Annotated in this window: 17 protein-coding genes and 1 tRNA gene; 7 read left to right on the forward strand and 11 right to left on the reverse strand. The window is 65.1% G+C overall.

Annotated features, from left to right (window positions below):
- Positions 1-15 precede the first annotated feature (15 nt).
- From CFE28_07320 to CFE28_07330, 3 genes are all read left to right on the forward strand, one after another.
- Entirely contained in the window at positions 16-1,218 is a 1,203-nt protein-coding gene (locus CFE28_07320) for a hydrolase (protein ID OYU69831.1), read from the forward strand.
- 370 nt (positions 1,219-1,588) lie between these two features.
- Positions 1,589-1,837, forward strand: coding sequence for a hypothetical protein (locus tag CFE28_07325; protein OYU69832.1), 249 nt, complete (start codon positions 1,589-1,591; stop codon positions 1,835-1,837).
- A gap of 271 nt (positions 1,838-2,108) precedes the next feature.
- On the forward strand, positions 2,109-3,521 hold the full coding sequence (locus tag CFE28_07330) for a peptidase M28 (GenBank protein ID OYU69833.1): 1,413 nt from the start codon (positions 2,109-2,111) through the stop codon (positions 3,519-3,521).
- Here the strand turns inward: CFE28_07330 and CFE28_07335 are convergent.
- Complete coding sequence (locus CFE28_07335) at positions 3,518-4,285, reverse strand: 3-oxoacyl-ACP reductase (GenBank protein OYU69834.1); 768 nt, start codon at positions 4,283-4,285, stop codon at positions 3,518-3,520. The genes CFE28_07330 and CFE28_07335 overlap by 4 nt on opposite strands.
- Positions 4,282-5,019 (reverse strand): 3-oxoacyl-ACP reductase, encoded by a 738-nt coding sequence (locus CFE28_07340; protein ID OYU69835.1) that lies wholly within the window; start codon positions 5,017-5,019, stop codon positions 4,282-4,284. The genes CFE28_07335 and CFE28_07340 overlap by 4 nt, the downstream gene beginning before the upstream one ends.
- Before the next feature lie 116 nt (positions 5,020-5,135).
- On the opposite strand from CFE28_07340, the gene CFE28_07345 reads away from it, so the two are divergent.
- The gene (locus CFE28_07345; protein ID OYU69836.1) at positions 5,136-6,701 is read left to right on the forward strand and encodes a peptidase S10; all 1,566 of its coding nucleotides are present in this window, start codon (positions 5,136-5,138) and stop codon (positions 6,699-6,701) included.
- A 3-nt stretch (positions 6,702-6,704) separates the two neighbouring features.
- Here the strand turns inward: CFE28_07345 and CFE28_07350 are convergent, their stop codons facing one another.
- The 5 genes from CFE28_07350 to CFE28_07370 form a co-directional block, all read right to left on the reverse strand.
- Positions 6,705-7,091: a hypothetical protein gene (locus CFE28_07350; GenBank protein OYU71601.1), complete on the reverse strand. Its 387-nt coding sequence runs from the start codon at positions 7,089-7,091 to the stop codon at positions 6,705-6,707.
- 48 nt (positions 7,092-7,139) lie between these two features.
- Positions 7,140-8,012, reverse strand: coding sequence for a hypothetical protein (locus CFE28_07355; protein OYU69837.1), 873 nt, complete (start codon positions 8,010-8,012; stop codon positions 7,140-7,142).
- A gap of 2 nt (positions 8,013-8,014) precedes the next feature.
- Positions 8,015-9,601 carry an RND transporter gene (locus CFE28_07360; GenBank protein OYU69838.1) on the reverse strand — a complete coding sequence of 529 codons (1,587 nt, stop codon included), beginning with the start codon at positions 9,599-9,601 and terminating at the stop codon, positions 8,015-8,017.
- Complete coding sequence (locus CFE28_07365) at positions 9,459-10,523, reverse strand: secretion protein HlyD (protein OYU69839.1); 1,065 nt, start codon at positions 10,521-10,523, stop codon at positions 9,459-9,461. Before CFE28_07365 ends, CFE28_07360 begins: the two co-directional genes overlap by 143 nt.
- A gap of 120 nt (positions 10,524-10,643) precedes the next feature.
- A complete protein-coding gene (locus tag CFE28_07370; GenBank protein ID OYU69840.1) occupies positions 10,644-12,026 on the reverse strand; it encodes an MFS transporter in 1,383 nt (460 codons plus the stop codon).
- A 107-nt stretch (positions 12,027-12,133) separates the two neighbouring features.
- Between CFE28_07370 and CFE28_07375 the strand changes: the two genes are divergently transcribed.
- Positions 12,134-12,766 carry a glutathione S-transferase gene (locus tag CFE28_07375; protein ID OYU71602.1) on the forward strand — a complete coding sequence of 211 codons (633 nt, stop codon included), beginning with the start codon at positions 12,134-12,136 and terminating at the stop codon, positions 12,764-12,766.
- A gap of 144 nt (positions 12,767-12,910) precedes the next feature.
- Positions 12,911-13,333, forward strand: a complete 423-nt coding sequence (locus CFE28_07380) for a hypothetical protein (GenBank protein ID OYU69841.1) — start codon at positions 12,911-12,913, stop codon at positions 13,331-13,333.
- Positions 13,334-13,453: 120 nt separating this feature from the next.
- Here CFE28_07380 and CFE28_07385 read toward each other — a convergent pair whose 3' ends face one another.
- The 3 genes from CFE28_07385 to CFE28_07395 all read right to left on the reverse strand — a co-directional run bounded on the left by CFE28_07385 (position 13,454) and on the right by CFE28_07395 (position 17,722).
- The gene (locus tag CFE28_07385; protein OYU69842.1) at positions 13,454-14,551 is read right to left on the reverse strand and encodes a hypothetical protein; all 1,098 of its coding nucleotides are present in this window, start codon (positions 14,549-14,551) and stop codon (positions 13,454-13,456) included.
- Between the two features lie 70 nt (positions 14,552-14,621).
- Positions 14,622-16,055 carry a deoxyribodipyrimidine photolyase gene (locus CFE28_07390; protein ID OYU69843.1) on the reverse strand — a complete coding sequence of 478 codons (1,434 nt, stop codon included), beginning with the start codon at positions 16,053-16,055 and terminating at the stop codon, positions 14,622-14,624.
- A gap of 32 nt (positions 16,056-16,087) precedes the next feature.
- Positions 16,088-17,722 carry a histidine kinase gene (locus CFE28_07395; GenBank protein OYU69844.1) on the reverse strand — a complete coding sequence of 545 codons (1,635 nt, stop codon included), beginning with the start codon at positions 17,720-17,722 and terminating at the stop codon, positions 16,088-16,090.
- Positions 17,723-17,841: 119 nt separating this feature from the next.
- On the opposite strand from CFE28_07395, the gene CFE28_07400 reads away from it, so the two are divergent.
- Positions 17,842-17,923: transfer RNA gene (locus CFE28_07400), tRNA-Leu, on the forward strand.
- Here the strand turns inward: CFE28_07400 and CFE28_07405 are convergent.
- Positions 17,921-18,826, reverse strand: coding sequence for a glycosyltransferase (locus CFE28_07405; GenBank protein OYU69845.1), 906 nt, complete (start codon positions 18,824-18,826; stop codon positions 17,921-17,923). The genes CFE28_07400 and CFE28_07405 overlap by 3 nt on opposite strands.
- Between the last annotated feature and the right edge of the window lie 29 nt (positions 18,827-18,855).

Consider the following 18,855-nt stretch of genomic DNA (forward strand, 5'->3'; position numbering starts at 1 on the left):
ACAAGGGAGAGACACATGCCTTATGCGCCGAGCCACCGGCCCTTCTATGACGCTGACAGCCACATCATGGAGCTTCCGGATTTCCTGAAGCGCTATGCCGACCCCAACCTGCGCGATGAGATCCCGGAGGTCAGCTATTCGGCCTCCATCGTCACGGACGAGGAAGTCGCCGTCATCATGGACCAGGGCGGCCGCCACAGCGCAGAGCATGTGGCCGAGCAGGTCGCCATGGGCGACTCCCTGATCGAGAAGTCCAAGGAAATCCAGGCCCTTGGCGCCTTTGAGCCGGGCGACCGCACCAAGGCCATGGACCTGCTGGGCTTCAAGAAGCAGCTGGTCTTCGCAACCCACAGCCTGCGCATGCCCTTCTCGCCCAGCACCAAGCTGGAGTCCCGTCTGCGCTATGGCGCCACCCGCGCCCACAACCGCCACATGGCCGAGTTCTGCGCCAATGACGACCGGCTGATGGGCGTAGGCGTGGCGCCTCTGGATGATCCCGAGCTGGCCATAGCCGAGCTGGACTTCATCCTCGCCAAGGGTCTCGAGGCCGTCTGGATCCCGCACCGGCCCTGCGGCGACCGGTCGCCGGGCCATGTGGACCTGGATCCCTTCTGGGCCAAGCTGGCCGAGAGCGGTCTGCCCTTCGTCCTGCATGTGGGCGGCGCGCCCCTGCAGCTGGCCAAGGCCTGGATGAACAATGGTCGCCCGCCCACCAAGGACTGGCTGGGGGGAGGGGAGAACCTGCGCACCAAGGATGTGGCCCTACTGCACGAGGGCCCCGAGCAGTTCCTGACCATGATGGTGCTGGACGGAGTCTTCCACCGCAATCCGGGCCTGCGCGGCGCGGCGGTCGAGCTGGGCGCCGGCTGGGTTCCTGAAATGCTCCGCCGCCTGGACTGGGTGGTGAAGCACTGGAGCCGCAATGACGCCAACCTTCAGGGCCTGTCGCGCATCCCGTCCGAACAACTCACCCAGCAGATGGCCTTCACCCCCTTCGTTTTCGAAGAGGTGGGCAGCTTCATCGATCAATCCAATCCGGACCTCTATCTGTTCTCCAGCGACTATCCGCACATCGAAGGCGGCCGCAATCCGATCGGCCGGTTCGAAGCGGCCCTGGAAGGACGGTCAGAACAGGTGAAGGACAAGTTTTACGCCGAGAACTTCCTGCGCATCTTCCCCAAGGCCCGGGTCCACGGAAAAGCTGAAGCGGTCGCCTGAGGCTGACGGGCGACAGGGCGGGTAGTCAGGGCATGTTTCGGTCCGGTTTCAACGGATCGGAACATGCTCGATTGGACTGAGCCTGATAGTGGAGTCGTGTTGGGGGCTGCTCTGGAAGGGTCCGCTTAAGGGCCTGGAGCTTACGGCCGGATTCGACCCGTTGCGGACATTGCGATTGATTTTTGCTGAAGCCGCTCGCAAGCTCAAGCTTGCTACGTGGGATGGAAAAGTGCGGACCAGTTCAATTGTCGTGGCTGCGATGGCCTTCGCCGTCGGCTTGGCTGTGTGGCCCGCCTGGAACCTATTCGGGGGCCAGCGGCCAGGTGGAGCAAACGTACAGTGCATCGCCGGAGGTAAAGCCTGTATCGGTATGAAGCCGGAGATGGCCGTCTACCTTGACGATGATATTGGCGGCGCGCTGGACGTCAGCTGCGGGTTCACCAATCCGGGCGCGGGGGCTATGCGAAATCTGAACATCCTCGAACTGATGCGTGTCGATTGCGCCGAGGCCAAATACGTCATCTCCTTTTCGAATGGCCGCCGCCTGACCAACGTGTGGGTAGACAACGGGAAGATTGTTCGTCTGGACGACTATCCGAGACACTCGTTCGATCCTTGAAGACGGTGTCTCCATTCCCCCCTTCTCGGAACTTTGGAAGGTCTGCTCTCGGGCAGAAAGCCCGAGCGGCGACACCGTGAGCAGGGACGCTACCAAATGAGCGCAATGCGTCAGACCCTATTCCCTAGGCGTTCCGCGCCATGAGCCCGCCGTCGACGGTGATGACCGCGCCGATGACGTAGCTGGAGGCCGACCATCACTGCATGCATCCCTCCCTTGCCTGTGGCGCCGTCTGCGGCGAAGGTTGTCTTCATCCTTCAGGAGTTCCCCCTTGCGTCATCCTTTCCGAGCGGTCGTCCTGGCGGGCCTTGTCGCCACTGCGGTTTCCGTCGCCGCCCACGGCCAACCCGCCCCGAACGAGCATGACGTCCTGGACGAGATCGCTTCCGAAGTGTCCGCCGACCAGCAACGGACGACCATCGCCAAACTGGTCGGGTTCGGGACCCGCCACACCCTCTCCGATACAAAGTCCGACACACGCGGCATCGGCGCCGCCCGGCGCTGGGTGGCGGAGGAATTCAAGGCAATATCCAGGGAGTGCGGCGGCTGTCTCACCGTCGAGACGCCGTCTGAGGTGTTCACCGGACCGCGCGTTCCCAATCCCACGGAGGTGATGGACGTGCTGGCGATCCAGCGGGGGACGACAGATCCGAACCGGGTGATCGTCATCTCCGGCCACATCGACAGCCGGGTGACTGACCCCCTGAACTTCACCTCAGACGCCCCCGGCGCCAACGACGACGCCTCCGGCACGGCGGCGGTGATTGAGGCGGCCCGTGTACTTTCCAAGCGCAAGTTCCCCGCTACCCTGGTGTTCGCCGTGCTGTCCGGCGAGGAGCAGGGCCTCTATGGCGGCCGTGTCCTGGCCGACTATGCGACGAAGCAGGGTTGGCGTGTTGAGGCCGATCTCAACAATGACATCGTGGGCAATTCCGAGGGCATCAATGGGGTGCGCGAGACCAACCGTGTGCGGGTCTTCTCGGAAGGCACCAAGACCGTCGAGACCCCCGCCGAAGCCGACAGGCGGCGCTATAACGGCGGTGAAGTCGACAGTCCGTCCAGACAGTTGGCCCGGTTCATGGCGGGTATCGCCGACCGCTATATGGGCAACTTCAGGGTCACGATGATCTACCGCACTGACCGCCTCGGCCGTGGAGGCGACCAGGTGGAGATGCTGAAGGCGGGATTTCCGTCCGTACGCGTCACGGAGGCCAACGAGAACTATAATCGTCAGCACCAGGACGTGCGCACCGACAAGGGCGTCAAGTACGGCGACGTGCTGGAAGGCGTCGACTTCGCCTACCTCGCCAATGTCACAAGATTGAATGTGCTCACCCTGGCCGCGCTCGCCAACGCCCCCGCCCCTCCGACACAGGTGCAGATATCGGGCGCCGTGTCCGCCAACACGACGGTGCGGTGGCAGCCCGCAGCCGATGCGGCGCGCTATCGCGTATGGTGGCGCTCCACCACCGAACCCCAGTGGCGCTACAGCCGCGAAGTCCCCCCCGCCGGCCAGGCCGTGCTGACGGATGTCAATGTCGATGACTGGTACTTCGGCGTCAGCGCCATCAGCGCCGACGGCTGGGAGAGCCCGGTTGTATTCCCCGGCCCAGCCGGCAGCTGGACCCATGAGGAGGCGTCGCCGACCCCTGCCGCGCCGGGTACGCCCGGGTCGAAGCCCTAGGCGTTCCGCGCCATGAGCCCGCCATCCACCGGAATGACGGCGCCGGTGATGTAGCTCGAGGCCGGCAGGCAGAGGCTGACCGTCACGTGGGCCACTTCCTCTGGCGTGCCATAGCGGCGCAGGGCTGTGCGGCGTTTGGCGAAGATGGTGCGGTCGACCTCGGGGACATTCTCGGTCATGCCCGTCAGGATCGGGCCCGGGCAGATGCAGTTGACTGTGATCCCTTCCGAACCCAGTTCGACAGCCAGGGCGCGGGTCAGGCCCAGGACCCCGGCCTTGGCCGCCGCATAGGGGCTGTCCCGGGAGGTGGCGCCCAGGGCCTCTGTGGAGGCGATGTTGACGATCCTGGGGGCGCTGGACTTGCGAAGCCAGGGCAGGGCGGCGCGGACCACCTGCTGGTGGGCTGTCAGCATGACGGCCAGGGCTCTGGCCCAGACGGCGTCATAGTTTGCAGCGTCTATGGCGGCGAAGGCTGAAACCCCGGCATTGTTGATGACGATGTCGAGGCCGCCGAACTTCGCAGCGATTTCGCCTACGACCGCGTTGATCTGATCGGTGTCGGTGACATCCAGCTTCCAGGCGGTTGCAGACTGACCGCGGGCGGTGAGGACCGCCGCCACGGCCTCCGCCGCCGCGAAGTCATGGTCAGTCACCGCCACATGGGCGCCCTCTGCGGCGAAGACCCCGGCGGTAGCTGCGCCCATGCCCGAACCGGCGCCGGTGACCAGGGCGATGGAGCCCTTGAGGGATCTTGAGAGCGTCATGACAGGGAAAGGCCTCCATCTACGATCAGGGTCTGCCCGGCCACATAGGCGGCCAGCGGCGAGGCCAGGAAAAGTGCTGCGCCGGCCATGTCGCCGGGGGTGCCCATCCGGCCCATGGGAATGGCGCGCAGGGCGCCCTCCATGCGCTGGGGGTTTTCCGTGGTGACGGCGGTGAGCTTGGTGGCCACCAGGCCTGGCGCCAGGCCATTGACCCGGATGCCTTCCCGGGCCCAGGCCTCGCCCAGGGTCTTGGTCAGGCTGACGGCTCCGGCTTTGGAAGCAGCATAGGCCGGATTGCCGCGGTTCGACTGAAAGCCCGAGACCGAACTGACAATGATGATCGAGCCCTGCGCCTGCGCCAGCCGGTCGTGGAAGGTGCGGGCGCAGTCCATCAGGCTGTCCAGATTAACCGCCATGACCCGGTCCCAGCCTTCGGGCTCGAACTCGCCCCGGCGATATACGACGGTCCCCTGGCAGAGGATCAGGACGTCCAGCCGGGGAATTTTCCCAGCGCATGCGGTGATCTGACCTCGATCGGCGACGTCTGCGCTGTCATAGATCAAACCCGAGAGGTCAGATCCCTCAAGACCCTCATAATCGCTGGCGAGCGGCCTTGTGCCCCAGACATGGACCTCTGCGCCCCGCTCCCGGAAGCTGTGGGCCACGCCATTGCCGATCCCGCTGGACCCGCCCACGACGAGAACCACCTTGCCGGTGAAATCCAGCACATCCATCGCGTTTTCTCCCCGATTTTCTTGTTTCGAGACCTTGGCAGCAGCCCCCCGCCGGGTTCAAGTCGGAACTTGGGGATCGGGCGGGGCTGCGCCGGATCATGGTCTGGGAGTGAGCTATGCGTCGATCCGTCCTGTGCCTGCTGGCCAGCGCCAGCCTTCTGGCCCCGTCGGCCGTCGCCATGGCCCAGGCCGCGCCGGAGACCCGGAAGGCCGAAGTCTCCGAGAAGACCGCCGGCAAGATTGCAGATGCCGATTTCGCCAGGGCGCCTGTGGCCGAGATCGCCAAGACCAGCCGCCATACGGTGAGCATAGATGGCCGGTCCATCGCCTACACCGCCACGGCCGGAACCCTGACCCTGAGGGATGATGAGGGCAAGCCGATCGCCAGCATGTTCTACACCGGCTATGTGGCCGACCGGGGCAAGGGCGAGGCCGAGCGGCCGGTCACCTTCATCTACAATGGCGGGCCAGGATCCTCGAGCTTCTGGCTGCACATGGGGTCATTCGGTCCGGTCCGGGTTCTCACCAATGCGCCCAACCCCGCCAGTCCGGCCCCCTTCAAGTGGATCAACAACAACGAGAGCCTGCTGGACAAGAGCGACCTGGTCTTCCTTGACGCCATAGGCGCGGGCTATTCGCGGCCCTTGGGCGATACGCCGGGCAAGACCTTCTGGGGCGTCGATCAGGACATTGACGCCTTCGCCAAGGCCATTGTCCGCTACATCACGGTCAATCACCGCTGGAACTCGCCCAAGTTCATCTTCGGGGAAAGCTATGGCACCACCCGGTCCGGCGGGCTGGCCTATGCCCTGCAGGATCAGGGTGTCGCCCTGAACGGGGTGCTCCTGCTCTCGTCGATCCTGAATTACGGGGTCCGCGACAGCGGCTTTGACCGCATCTACCAGACCTACATTCCCAGCTATGCCGCGACGGCCGCCTACCACAACAAGCTGGCCCAGAAGCCGGCCGACCTGGATGCCTTCCTGAAGGAAGCGCGGGCCTTCGCCAATGGTCCCTATGGCGCAGCCCTGGCCAAGGGCAGTGACATTCCTGAGGCCGAAAAGCAGGCCATTGCCCAGCAGATGGCGAAGTTCACGGGACTTTCCGTGGACTACATCCTTCGCGCCGACCTGCGGGTGGATCTGTCCCGGTTCCGCAAGGAGTTGCTGCGGGATCAGCGCCGGACGGTCGGCCGGTTTGACAGCCGCTTCACCGCCATCGACCTGGACGCGGCAGGGGAGGATCCGGAGTATGATGCGTCGGATGTCCAGGTCGGCGGGCCCTATACGGCCTCGATCCACGACTATCTTGAGCGTGACCTGGGGTTCACCTCGGACCTGACCTATTTCCGGTCAGGGCCCGGCATCAATCAGGCGTGGGACTGGCGGCACAAGGCGCCGGGATCGAACCGCGCGGCGCCAGTTGCGAACACCGCCCAGGATCTGGCTGCGGCCATGCGGCAGAATCCGAAGCTGAAGCTCTATTCACTGAACGGCATTTACGAAATGGCCACGCCGTTTTTCGGGACCGAGTATGATGTCTCACACATGCAGCTGGATCCCAGCCTGAAGGGCAATGTGCGGTTCGCCTATTATCCGGCCGGCCACATGGTCTATCTGAATGTCGACGCCCTCAAGCAGATGAAGGCTGATGTGGCGAAGTTCTACGACGACGCCAGATAGGCATCAGGTGCCAGGAGAATAGACCACATAGCCCCGCTCGATCATGCGGCGCAGGGCTTCGTAGGCGGCGGAAAGCTCGTCGAAGGTCGAGCGAAGTTCGCCAAGCTTTTCAGCCTGTTGCGGGGTGATGGTCCCGCCGCCTTCCGTCATGGTGATGGCGGCCTTCACCCAGATGCCGCGGGCGTGGGCGGCGGCGACGGCAAGATGCTGCATCTTGGAAAGTTCAGCCGGGCTGAGCAGGGACGCCAGGATCTCGCGATTTGAGGCATAGGCCGTGTAATCGATCTGCTCGAGGTGACCCCTCAGACGCCGCTGGGCGGTCGGGTCCAGATCATTTCCGGGCTCGAAGTGGTCGGAACTGTTTCGTGCGTAACCTGCGACACGGGTCATGGCGCTCTCCCGATCCGATGCGTTCATGCGCATCCGAAGAGCCGGATTTTAAGTTGCGGACGTTAAAGACCTATTTAGGCAGGCCTGCGCCACCAGGGGCCCGAGATCAGGGCCAAATTCCGGGAACAGATGGGGCTCGATGGCTTCCAGCTCCATGAGCAGGAGCTGACCGCGATGGGGCACCAGATCGACCCGGCAGGCCAGGGCCGGCGCGGGCAGGGCGTCGACGAACTTCTTCGCCGCTGCGATTTCGTCCGGTGTCGGGTGATGGACCTCGCTGCGGCCGCCATGGAGGACCTGGATCCGGTACTCGCCCTTGGCGGGGGACTTGCGAAGGGCGTGCGAGAAGGCGCCATCCACAAAGATCATCGAGATTTCGCCCGCGGTCACGATGTCGGGGATCAGGGGTTGGGCGAAGAGGGCGGCCGGCATCACGGCGCCCTCTGAAACATCTTCCCGCCGCAACTTTGATTGCCCGAAACCGCCGGCCCCCACCACGGGCTTGAGGACAAGTTCATCGGTTTCGAGGGTGTCAAAAATCCCGAGGACCGGCGTTGGCTTTTCGACGAAGACCGAAGGAATGACAGGCAGGCCCTTGCCGATCAGCTCCAGCAGGTACCGCTTGGACAGGTTCCAGGAGATGACATCCAGGGGGTTTTCGAGCGGTGTCACCGTCCGGGCCTTCTGCAGGAAGTCCAGGAATTCCGCCTGGTGCTTCACATAGTCCCAGGTGGTCCGCACCAGCAGGAGATCATAGGCCGCAGGATCGCAAAGGCGCCAGTCTACCTCGATCAGCTGTGCGCCCCTGTCTTCCAGTGCAGGGCGGAAGGCGGCGATCTCCTGGTCATGCTCGAAGGCGTCGGGGCGACGGTCGACCGCCCCCGGCAGGACTTCAGCGCAGGCGAGATAGGCGACGCGCAAACTCAGCTGGCCGGTTTGTCTGGCGACCACCGGCCCGAGGTGGCGGTCATCAGGTCAATCAGGTTCGCCGCCCGGCGGCTTTCGACTTCCAGCGTACTGCGTCGGGCGCGGTTGACCTCCTTGCGGGCATTGGCCACGTCAATCCGGGGGCCGCCGCCAAGACGGTATGCAGCCTCGGCGTCCTTCAGGTTTTCCTGGGCGACCAGTTCGAAAAGGTGGGCCGCTTCCAGGGACAGGTCGTCCTGCCCCAGGGCGCTCATGGAGTCCGCCACCTGGAGCAGGGCGCGCAGGACCGTACTCCGGTAGCGGGCCTCCGCCGCCCTGGCGTTGGCTACTGCAGCCGTCTTGGCGGCCTTGAGGCGGCCGCCATTGAGCACAGGCGCGGTCAGACCGGCGATCAGCTCCCAGCCCGTCGAGTCATAGCTGAAGAGGCTCTCCGGCTCGACAGACCCCTGGGTCAGCCTGGCGGTCAGCTTGATGTCGGGAAACAGGTCCGCCGTCGCCACGCCGATCTGGGCCGTCGCCGCATGCAGTTCAGCATCCGCCGCCAGTATGTCGGGTCTCTGACGCACAAGACTGGAGGGCAGGGCGACAGGCACGGCCTTGGGCAGGGTGAAGTCGCTGACCTTGAAGTCTGGCGGCGACCATTCCGCCGGTGACTTGCCGACCAGATAGGCCAGCTGATGCCGGGCGGCGTCGATTTCCCGGGTCAGGGCCGGTCTCATGCCCTGGTCCCGGGCCAGCAATCCATAGCCGCTGGCCGTAGCCGCCGAACCGGATCCGCCAGCCGCCTCTGATTTCTGAAGCATGTCGATCGTCTGGTGATCGTCCCGGATAACGGCGTCCAGAGCGTCGCGCTGGGCGTGGAGATAGGCGATCTTCAGGGCCTGTACGGCGATATTGCCCGTCAGGGCCAGGTAGGCGGCCTCTGCACGATAGGCTTCGGCCTCAGCCCTTGCCCTTGCCCCTTCAAGGGCCCTGCGACGGCCGCCAAACAGGTCAAGGTCGTAGGAGACCGTCCCGCCGATGGAGTAGAGATTGAGGGTCGGGCTGGGAAATCCCACAAAGCCAAAGGACTGGGTGTTGATCCGTTCGCGCTTGGGCGAAGCCTCCAGGCTGGCCTGGGGCGAAAGCGCGCCCTGTGCCGCCGCCGTCTGCGCCTGGGCCCTGGCAAGGACGGCGTTGGCCTCCTCGATCGTCGGGTTGTCCTTGAGGGCGAGGCGCATGACCTCGTCCAGGGCGGGAGAGCCCAGGGGTGTCCACCAGGCGCCTGCCTGGCGGGCGTTGGGCGAAAGGGTCAGGGATGTGGCCCTGGCGTCGCCCTGCATGGGGTAGGTGGTGGCCACAGGCGCCGCCGGCGGGGCATGGTCCGGCCCGACCGTCGCACAGCCTCCAAGGCTCAGGACAAGCGCTGTCGTCAGAAGGCGCGCACGCAGGACCATGGGCCTACCGGGCGTCCGCAGGGTCGCGCAGGTCGACCTTGACCTGGGCTGAAAGTCCGCCGCGACCAGCCATGGCGGGAGGCGGAGAGTCAAATTCGATCCGGACAGGCAGGCGCTGGATGACCTTGACCCAGTTGCCCGTCGCATTCTGGGCCGGGATGGGAGAGAAGGCCTGTCCCGTCGCCGGGCTGAAACTGGCCACGTGACCTTTCAGCTTTCCGCCGTCATAGGCGTCCACCTTGATTTCCACAGGCTGGCCGACCTTCATCTTCGCCAGCTGGCTTTCCTTGAAGTTGGCGTCGATCCAGGCCTGTCCTGACACCAGCCAGAAGACTGTCTGCGCCGGATTCACATAGGCGCCGGGCTGAAGCTGCTCGACCCGCGTGACGATGCCGGCGACTGGCGCAATCACCACATTATAGGACTGGATGAGCCGGGCGCGGTCCAGCTGGGCGCGCGCAGCCATGGCGGCGGGCTGGCTCTCGGCCGGCAGGTCAGGATTGCCGTTGAGATTGGCCCGGGCCGCAGCGGCCGCCTGCTCGGCAGCCTGTAATGTGTCCGCGGCGAGCCGCGCAGCATGGGCGGCCTCGGCAGCCTGGGCCTGGGAGGAAACGCCGGCGGCGGCCAGGTCTTTCTGACGAATGGCCTCCCGCGCGGTGAAGGCGACCGTCGATCTGGCGGCCTCGAGATTGGCGAGTTCCTTGCCGTAGGCGGCCTTCAGGTTCCGGACCTGCAGGACGGCCTGGGCATACTGGGCCTGGGCCTGGGCGGCGCCGACCTCGGAATCCCGGCTGTCCAGCTTGAACAGGGGCTGTCCGGCTTTGACGGTCTGGTTCTCGCGGACATAGACCTCGACCACCCGACCGGCGACGCTGGCCGCAACCGGCGCCTTGGCGATGTCCACATAGGCGTCGTCCGTCGTCTCGAACCTTCCCCCGGTCAGGAAGAGGTAGAGGCCGATCAGGACAATCACGATCGGACCGCCCAGGATGAGCGGCCATCTGTACCGGCGCGCCCATCCGTCTTCTGCCTCCAGACCCTTTGCTGGCTGGCCTGCCGTGTCGCTCAATGGAGCCGTCCTTCTCTAAAATCGCATTCGGCCACCCCTGATCCTGGACGGGATCCGGCCGGTCGCCGGGTCCAGTAAGGGGGAGCCTTCTGATGAGGGCAATCTACAAATTCAACGGGGCTAGCTGACCATTTCCTCCCGGATTGTCTTGCGCGCCTGCCAGAACAGGTAGGCGGCGACCAGGGTTCCGGTGGATGAAGCAATCAGCGCCCAGCGCACGCCATCGGCTGTCCCCATGTGCATGGGGCCCGCCAGGATGTCTGACAGGGCGCCAACCGCGACAGGGCCAAGTCCAAGTCCGATGATGTTGATGATGAAAATCAGGAGGGAGGCCGCCGTAGCGCGCATGTGCGGCGGGACCAGGCCCTGCGCCGAGGCATAGACCGGACCATACCAGAGTGAGCCCAGCAGCCCCGGAATGATCATGGTCGCCAGGGCGCCAATCGCCGTTGGGTTGAGGTAGACCCCCCAGGCGAAGATCGGCGAGATCACTGCGGCAATGGCCGGGACGGTCATATAGGCGCGCAGGTCACGCTTGGCGGCGCGGTCAGCCAGCCAGCCGCCGGCCCAGCTGGACGCGATCCCGGCAATGCCGCCGAGCAGGCCCAGGGCGAGGCCCAGAAAGCCTGCGGACTTCAGCCCGAAGTCAGCGGCAAGGCCGGCTACCTCAGCCCCATGGTTGCGGAAGTAGAAGGAGGCCACGAAGGGACCGTTTCCGTAGCCGATAAAGGCCTGGGTGGCCGCCGCGAAGGAAACGAACCAGAAGGTGCGCTTGGCCGAGAGGTATTTGAGCGTCGCGCCGAAATGCCCCTTGCCAGGCACGTGGCGGACAGCGTCCGCGGCGATCTGCTTGCGGGGTTCCTTGAGGGTTGCCAGCACGACAAGGGTCAGGATCAGACCCGGCAGGCCTGCCAGAAGGAAGGCTGTGCGCCATCCGAAGGTGTCGGACATGATGCCGCCCAGTGAGGTTCCCAGCAGACCCCCAAGCGGGGTGCCGATCGAGAAGAACGCCAGGGCCGAGGCGCGCTTGTCCTTGGGCACATAGTCGGTGATCAGGGAGTGGGATGTCGGCGTGCAGCCGGCCTCGCCGACGCCCACGCCGACCCGCGCCAGGATCAGCTGAAAGAAATTGGCGGCGCTGCCGCAGGCGATGGTGAAGCCGCTCCAGACCGTCAGGGAGGCGGCTATGATCCAGACCCGGTTGAAGGATTCTGCAAGCCGGGCGATGGGAAGCCCCAGGACCGTATAGAATACGGCGAAGGCAAAACCGGTCATCAAGCCGATCTGCCAGTCCAGAATGTGCAGATCGTTCTTGATCGGCTCAGCCAGGATGGTGACGACCTGGCGATCCAGGAAATTGACCGTATAGACAGCCAGAAGCACGACGAGGGCGTAGCTGCGATAGGCAGGGGAAACCAGGGGCACGACGGGGTTGTCGTCGGAATGCCCCGGATCGCCAGACGTGCTGGCGCCATTCAGGGCCGGGGCTGAAGCCTCGGACATTCGCGGTTTCCTCTCTGTGCTTATACTCTTGCGTCTAATAGACGGTGGTTTTGTCCCTGCGCCAATAGGCTCAAGTGATCAAGGATAATGAATCTATGAATGACGCGATTGAACTGGTGATTGGAACCAAGGCCTGGTCCACCTGGTCCCTGAGGCCCTGGCTGGTTCTGGCGCGAACCGGAGCCGCATTCACGGAAACCCTCATCCCCCTCCGGCAGGAAGACAACATGACCCGGCAGGCCATCCTGCCTCACTCACCGTCAGGTCTTGTGCCGGCGCTGAAGACCGACGGCCTGGTGATCGTCGACTCCCTGGCGATCTGCGAGTTCCTTCACGAGCGGTTTCCAGCGGCCGATCTCTGGCCCCGGGACCCTGCCTTGCGGGCATTGGGGCGTTCCGCCGCTGCTGAAATGCATTCCGGCTTTGGGGCGCTTCGGTCCGAGTGCCCGATGGACCTCTGCGCTGCGCCGCACGCGAAGGAACTGTCTGAAGCCTGCCAGACCAATGTCAGCCGGATCGTGGAAATCTGGCGCGAATTGCTGGACCGTAGTGGCGGGCCCTTCCTGCTGGGGCAATGGAGCATTGCCGACGCCTTCTTCACACCGGTCGCCACGCGATTTCGCACCTATCAGATTGACCTGACCGCCGCCGGAGACACTGACAGCAGGGCCGCCCGATATGTGCAGTCTGTCCTGCAGGTTCCGGAGTTCCTGGCCTGGGAGTCTGCAGCCCGGGCCTAGTCCGGCCTTCCGCAAGGGCATGATTCAGATCAAGGCGCCTGCGGGCCAATGCCCCAGTCTGGCCGGGTCACAGTGTGGTCCGGTCACTTGCAAAATCTGTCTGATACAGCGCATCAAAAAGATATCGTTGCCCAGCATCAAGCCATGCAGATGGCGGCCGACCTGTTCCTGCGTATGACCTCGGGGCTGCTGGATGTCTTTGGCGGCGACGTCCTCAACGGCGTGGTTTTCCTGGCCATAGCCAGGGCCAATGTGCATCACCTGCCGTCGTGGGCAAAGATGGACGGCACGTCGGACGACGGCGTGTTCCAGGACTCCGAACGGCGCCCGATCAGCGTCCTGCGGATCGCCGACTCCCTCGGGCTCTCCTACGAAACCGTGCGCCGCCGGGTGAACCAGCTGGTCGCAGATGGGTATTGTCATCGGGTCGGACGCAATGGCGTCGTTGTGTCGGCCGACATCGTCCGGCGATCAGAGTTCAAACCCCTGGCGGCTGAAAGCCGGACCGCCGTCCGCGCCCTTGTGCGCGACGCTCACAGGTCCTCCGTGCTGGATGACGCCGCCTAGAGCACTACCCGCTCAGGGTGGTTCATCCTGAGTGGACAAGGATGGCCCTTACTCCAGATCGACGACCCTGTTGATCCCTGTCGGCTTGATTCGAACCGATCGGGACAGGGGCTGGGGGCCTCAGCGGGTCAGCAGGACAGCCGCCAGAACAAAGGCGCAGATCCAGACCGTCTCGGCGACCATCATGGCGACCGGCCTCCAGCCGACTGCCGCGACATCCTTGAACGAGGTCTTCATCCCAAGGGCTGCGATAGCCGTGACGAGGCACCAGCTTGAGAAGTCCTTGGCGAAGGTCCCGACCGGCTTGGGGATGAAGCCCAGGCTGTTGACCACCACCAGGGCGGCGAACCCGATCAGGAAGAGGGGCGGCATGGGAATCTTGCCGCCGCCTGCGCCGCCGGCGGCCCGGGCCGCAACAATGGAGATCCCGAAGACCACCGGGGCCAGCATGGCCACCCGGAGCAGCTTCACATAGGTGGCCACATCGCCTGCAGCGGGGGAAAAGGACACACCCGCCCCGACCACCTGGGCGACGTCATGGATGGTGCCGCCCAGGAAGACCCCGGCCTGACTGTCGGTCAATCCCAGTCTGTGAGCCAGGAGCGGATAGACGATCATGGCGACGGTTGAGAGGGCCGTTACCGTCACGACTGTCAGAATGGTGTCGCGCTCGCTGTCCTTGGTGCGGGGCAGGACCGAGGCTATGGCCAGGGCTGCAGAGGCGCCGCAGATGGCGACAGCCCCGCCGGACAGGACGCCAAAGGACCTGGATCGCCCCAGGCGCGGCGCCAGGAGCAGGCCAAGGCCGACAGTCGAAATCACGCCGCCAATGACCATGAGGATCGGAGCCGGGCCCAGGCTGATGATCTGCTCAGCGGTAACCCGCGCCCCCAGCAGGGCCACCCCCAGCCGCAGTATGGCCTTGGAAGAGAACTCGATCCCGGCGACGCAGCGGCCTTCCTCGTGCAGGAAGTGGAAGGTCATGCCGATCAGCAGGGAAAACAGCATGACCGGCGCGCCATAGTGCTGGGAGAGCCAGGTCGCCGCCGTGCCAATGGTCAGGGCGACGACGCAGCCTGGATAGACCGCCTGGAACGTCTCCACGAGGGAACGCTTTCTTGCCGCAGGCGCCGCGACCTCCGGCACGCCCTCCATGCCGTCAAAGGACCGGAACATGGCGTGGGCCTGGGCGGCGTCGGTATCCAGGTCGCTTGCCATCGGTCAGGGAGCTCCGAATCTGAACAGATCGGAATTCCTATCAGAAAAAGTCCGGGCCTTGTCAGTTCAGCTATTCGCCCTTTAGCCCCGCATAGGCCGCCAGGGCCCGCTTGCGGGCAATGTCATGGTCGACGACGGGTCTGGGGTAGTTGAAGCCCAGCCGGACATTGGCCCGGGACAGGATCTCTGGCGGCGCCAGCCAGGGTGTATGGATCAGCTTGGGCGGCAGGAACCGCAGTTCCGGAACCCACTTCTGGACATAGCGACCGGCGGGGTCGAATTTGGCGCCCTGGGCCATGGGGCTGAAAATGCGGAAATAGGGGGCGGCGTCAGCGCCTGATCCTGCAACCCACTGCCAGTTACCCGGATTGGAGGCTGGATCGGCGTCCACCAGGGTGTCCCAGAACCACTGTTCCCCCCGCCGCCAGTCCACCATCAGGTGCTTGGTCAGGAACGAGGCTACGACCATGCGTACCCGATTGTGCATCCATCCGGTGGTCCACAGCTGGCGCATGCCGGCGTCGACAATGGGATAGCCGGTCTCGCCCCGGGTCCAGGCCTGGAAACCCGCCTCGTCATCCCGCCAGGGGAAGGGGTCAAAGGCCGGATTGAAGTTGCGGCTCGCCAGGTCTTCGTGGCGGTTGGCGATCTGGGTGTTGAATTCCCGCCAGCCCAGCTCGGCCATGAATTTCTCGGCCTGGGCTTCGGGCGCCGCGCCGCGATGGATCGCCCCCAGTGCCGCCCGCCAGCAGGCCTTTGGACTGATTTCGCCAAAGTGCAGGTGCGGGGAGAGCAGCGAGGTGCCCCTGACCGCCGGAATGTCCCGATCCTGGCCATAGGCGCCAAGGGCCTGATCGACAAAATCGGTCAGGCGGCGGGCGGCTGCGCCTTCGCCCGGCGACCAGTCGGAAAATCCGGCGGACCAGTCGGGCCTGGTCGGGTGCAGCCCCCAGCTTTCCAGCGCCTCCGACCTTGGCCAGTCCTGCGGCGCAGGCAGGGCGTCCGGAGCGGGAACATGCAGTCCGGCGTCGATCTGGCTGCGGGCGGCCCGCCAGTAGGGGGTGAAGACGCTGAAGGCGCCGCCAGCCTTGGTCAGGGCGCTGTCCGGCGCGAGGAGGTGGCTGCCATTGAAGCGCCTGGCTTCGCAGTCCAGGTCCTTCAGCCGGTCGGCCAGTTCGCGGTCGCGATGCTCGACTCTTGGATCAAAGACGGCGTTGAACAGGACTTCGGACGCGTCGGTTTCCCCGGCGAGGTCCAAAAGGATGTCGGCGGCGATCCCCCGGCGAAGAATCAGTCCTGAGCCCCTGGCGCGAAGGTCGGCGGCCAGGGATGTGAGGGATTTGTCCAGCCACCAAAGGGCTGCTGCGCCCATGGGCCTGATGCCGGGCGTTTCATCCAGGACATAGACAGGCAGGATCGGGCGCTGGGTCTTGAGGGCCGCCGCGATGGCGGGATTGTCAGAAAGCCGCAGGTCGCGGCGAAACCACAGGATGACAGGACGCATGTCTGATCCATGTGGGAAGGCGGGGGTTTAATCTAGCCCCATTCCTCGCGGGCGCCGGATCTGCGCACGGCTCCGGCGCTTGAAGCGCTGGGCTCCCAGATGGGCTCGGGCAGAGCCTTGGCGTAGACCCAGCCCTGACCCAGATTGACCCCCAGGGACTTGACCAGATCTGCGGTCTCCCGGGTTTCGATCATTTCGGCGATGGTGGACATGCCAAGCTCGGCGCACAGCTGGACCACATGCTTGACGATGACCGCGTCCCGGGACCCGGCCGCCATGGTCTGAATGTAGCGGCCATCGATCTTGACGAAATCGACCTCGAGCTTGCGCAGATAGTCCAGGGACGCCGCGCCGGCGCCGAAGTCATCCAGGCAGACCACGTGACCCAGGGCTCGCAACTGGGTGATCAGCTGGTTGGCCCGGTCCAGGTCATCGATCAGCCGGGTTTCGGTGATTTCCAGCAGCATGCGCGGTCGCATGCTGGGGGTCAGGGCGGTGACTCCCACCAGATCATCGAAGAAGCGCGGCAGCATCAGCGAATGGGCGCTGATATTGGCGGCGATCTTGGTGCCCTTGGGCGCCGTCATCAGAGCCTTCTGGACACCCTTGACCACGGCCATGTCGAATTCGGAGATCAGCTCCAGCTCTTCCGCCAGCCGGATGGTGTCGGCCGGGCTGGCGTTGGCCTCGAAGCGGGCCAGGGCTTCGAAGTGGTGCAGCTTGGTGTCGGACAGGGAGACCACAGGCTGGTAGGCCAGCTGGAAGGCGCTGTCGGCCAGAATGCTCTTGAACCGGGTGGTTTCGCGGACGGTCTGCTCGACAGCAGCGCCAAAGCCCTTGGCGGCGGCCTCGGGGCCGTCCTCGAGATAGCGGTCCAGGGCGTAGCGCATGGCCCGCATGTTCTGCGAGACCGAGCCAGCAGTCAGGGGCAGCTGGGCGGTCTGCGGCTTTACCGCTCCACCTGTGGCCTGACCCAGGCGCTCTTCGAGGCGCTGGTTGGATGAGGTGGCCGGGCGGACCAGGGCGAAGCGGTCCTGGGCGATTTCGGCGGCGCCCAGGCCGGCATAGGATTCGGCCCTGAGGGTCGCGGCCATGCGCTTGCGGGCCTGTTCGGCGGCCTCGGGCGAAAGGCTCGACAGGGAGTCGGCAAGGCCATTCATTTCCACCAGGTCCAGCCGCAGGGCCAGACCCGCGCGATCGGCCTCGGCCAGCATCTGTGTCGCGGCGGTGGTGAAATTCTCGGGCGCCATCAGGGCGCCGGTCTGGGGCGCCACCTGGTCCATGCCGCCAGGTGCGCCAAGGCTGAGGGCGCAGGACACCCGGTCACCCAGCTGGGGCAGGCGGAAGACCGACAGGGATCCATAACGGGTCAGGCGGCCGGCCTTGGGCGACTTCAGGGTCACCCGCAGGGGACCCTGGCGTTCGCCAGGCTGCAGTCCGGCGAGCAGGGCGCTCAGCAGATCGGCGTCATCATCGCCGACCAGGCTTTCCCAGCGCTTGCCGATCAGGGCAGTGTCACTGAGGCCGGTGAGGCGCTCGGCGGCGCCCAGGGCGAAGGTGATCTCGCCCTGGTTGGTCACTTCGAAAACCAGATCAGCACCCGCGAAAGCCAGGCCCAGAAGGCGGACTGTCGGGTTCGGATCATGGATGTCTTGCGCGGGCGGCATGAGCACACCCTAGGCGCCGAAGGTTAAGGTCCCACAACCAAGAATGACTTTTAACCGAGGTGATTGGCGCCAGGCGCTATCGACGGCGCAGCGGGGTTTGGGTAAGTCTCAGGCGCCCTGGGGACATGGCGGAACTGGTAGACGCAAGCGACTTAAAATCGCTCGGAGTAATCCGTCCGGGTTCGACCCCCGGTGTCCCTACGGGCGCCCGCCCGTGGCCGGCGCGGGTTTTGGCGGGGCCTTGAACAGCCGTCCCTTTTTCAGGGCCTCGACAATGTCGGACAGGGCCACAGGGATCAGGAACCAGGGCTCGATGCAGTAGCGCTCGAACAGGCGCTTCGGGTCATGAAACAGGCGGTAGAGCCATTCCAGGCCGGCCCGACCCATCCAGCGCGGCGCGGCCGACTGGACGCCCGCCTCATAGTCAAAGGCCGCTCCCACATTGAAAGTCACGCAGTTGGGCAGGTGTTCGGTATTGGCCAGGAGCCAGGCTTCCTGCCGCGGCATGCCCATGCCGACGAACAGGATCTGGGGGGCGAAGTCAGCAATGTCGGCGAGGATTGCGGCATTGTCCGCAGAGCCCGGCGTCGCATCAAAATAGCCGTCCCGGGTGCGCAGGGTCACCCTGGGATAGGCCTCCTTCAGGCGTTGGGCGGCCTGATCGGCCACGCCCGGGGCGCCGCCAAGATAATAGACCTTCCAGCCCTCCCTCTGGGCCAGGCTCCAGAAGTGCTCGCGCCAGTCCAGATAGGTGCAGCGGTGGAAGGGGCGGGCGTGCAGGCCCAGGATCCGGGTGAAAAGGATCATCGGGGTGGAGTCGACCTCGATCAGGTCGGCCATCTCGCAGAATTTGGCGAAGTCGGGATTCTTCCGGGCCAGATAGACCCCATGCAGATTGTAGTTGGCCACGCAGAAGGACTCGCCGGCCTCGATGGCCGACTGGACCTGAAGCATGACTTCCTCTGGCCGGACCAGATCCATGTCGACGCCCAGGGCGCGGACCCGCTCACGCAGGCGCCGGCTCTTGCGGAAAGGCGTACGCTCGGCCTTGCGACGACTGCGGTCGGCCCGACGCTGACTGGTCCTGCGGTCAATCACCGCCATCCAAGGAAATCCCATGCACCAAAAAGGTA

Source organism: Alphaproteobacteria bacterium PA2 (assembly GCA_002256425.1).
Lineage (GTDB): Bacteria > Pseudomonadota > Alphaproteobacteria > Caulobacterales > Caulobacteraceae > Phenylobacterium.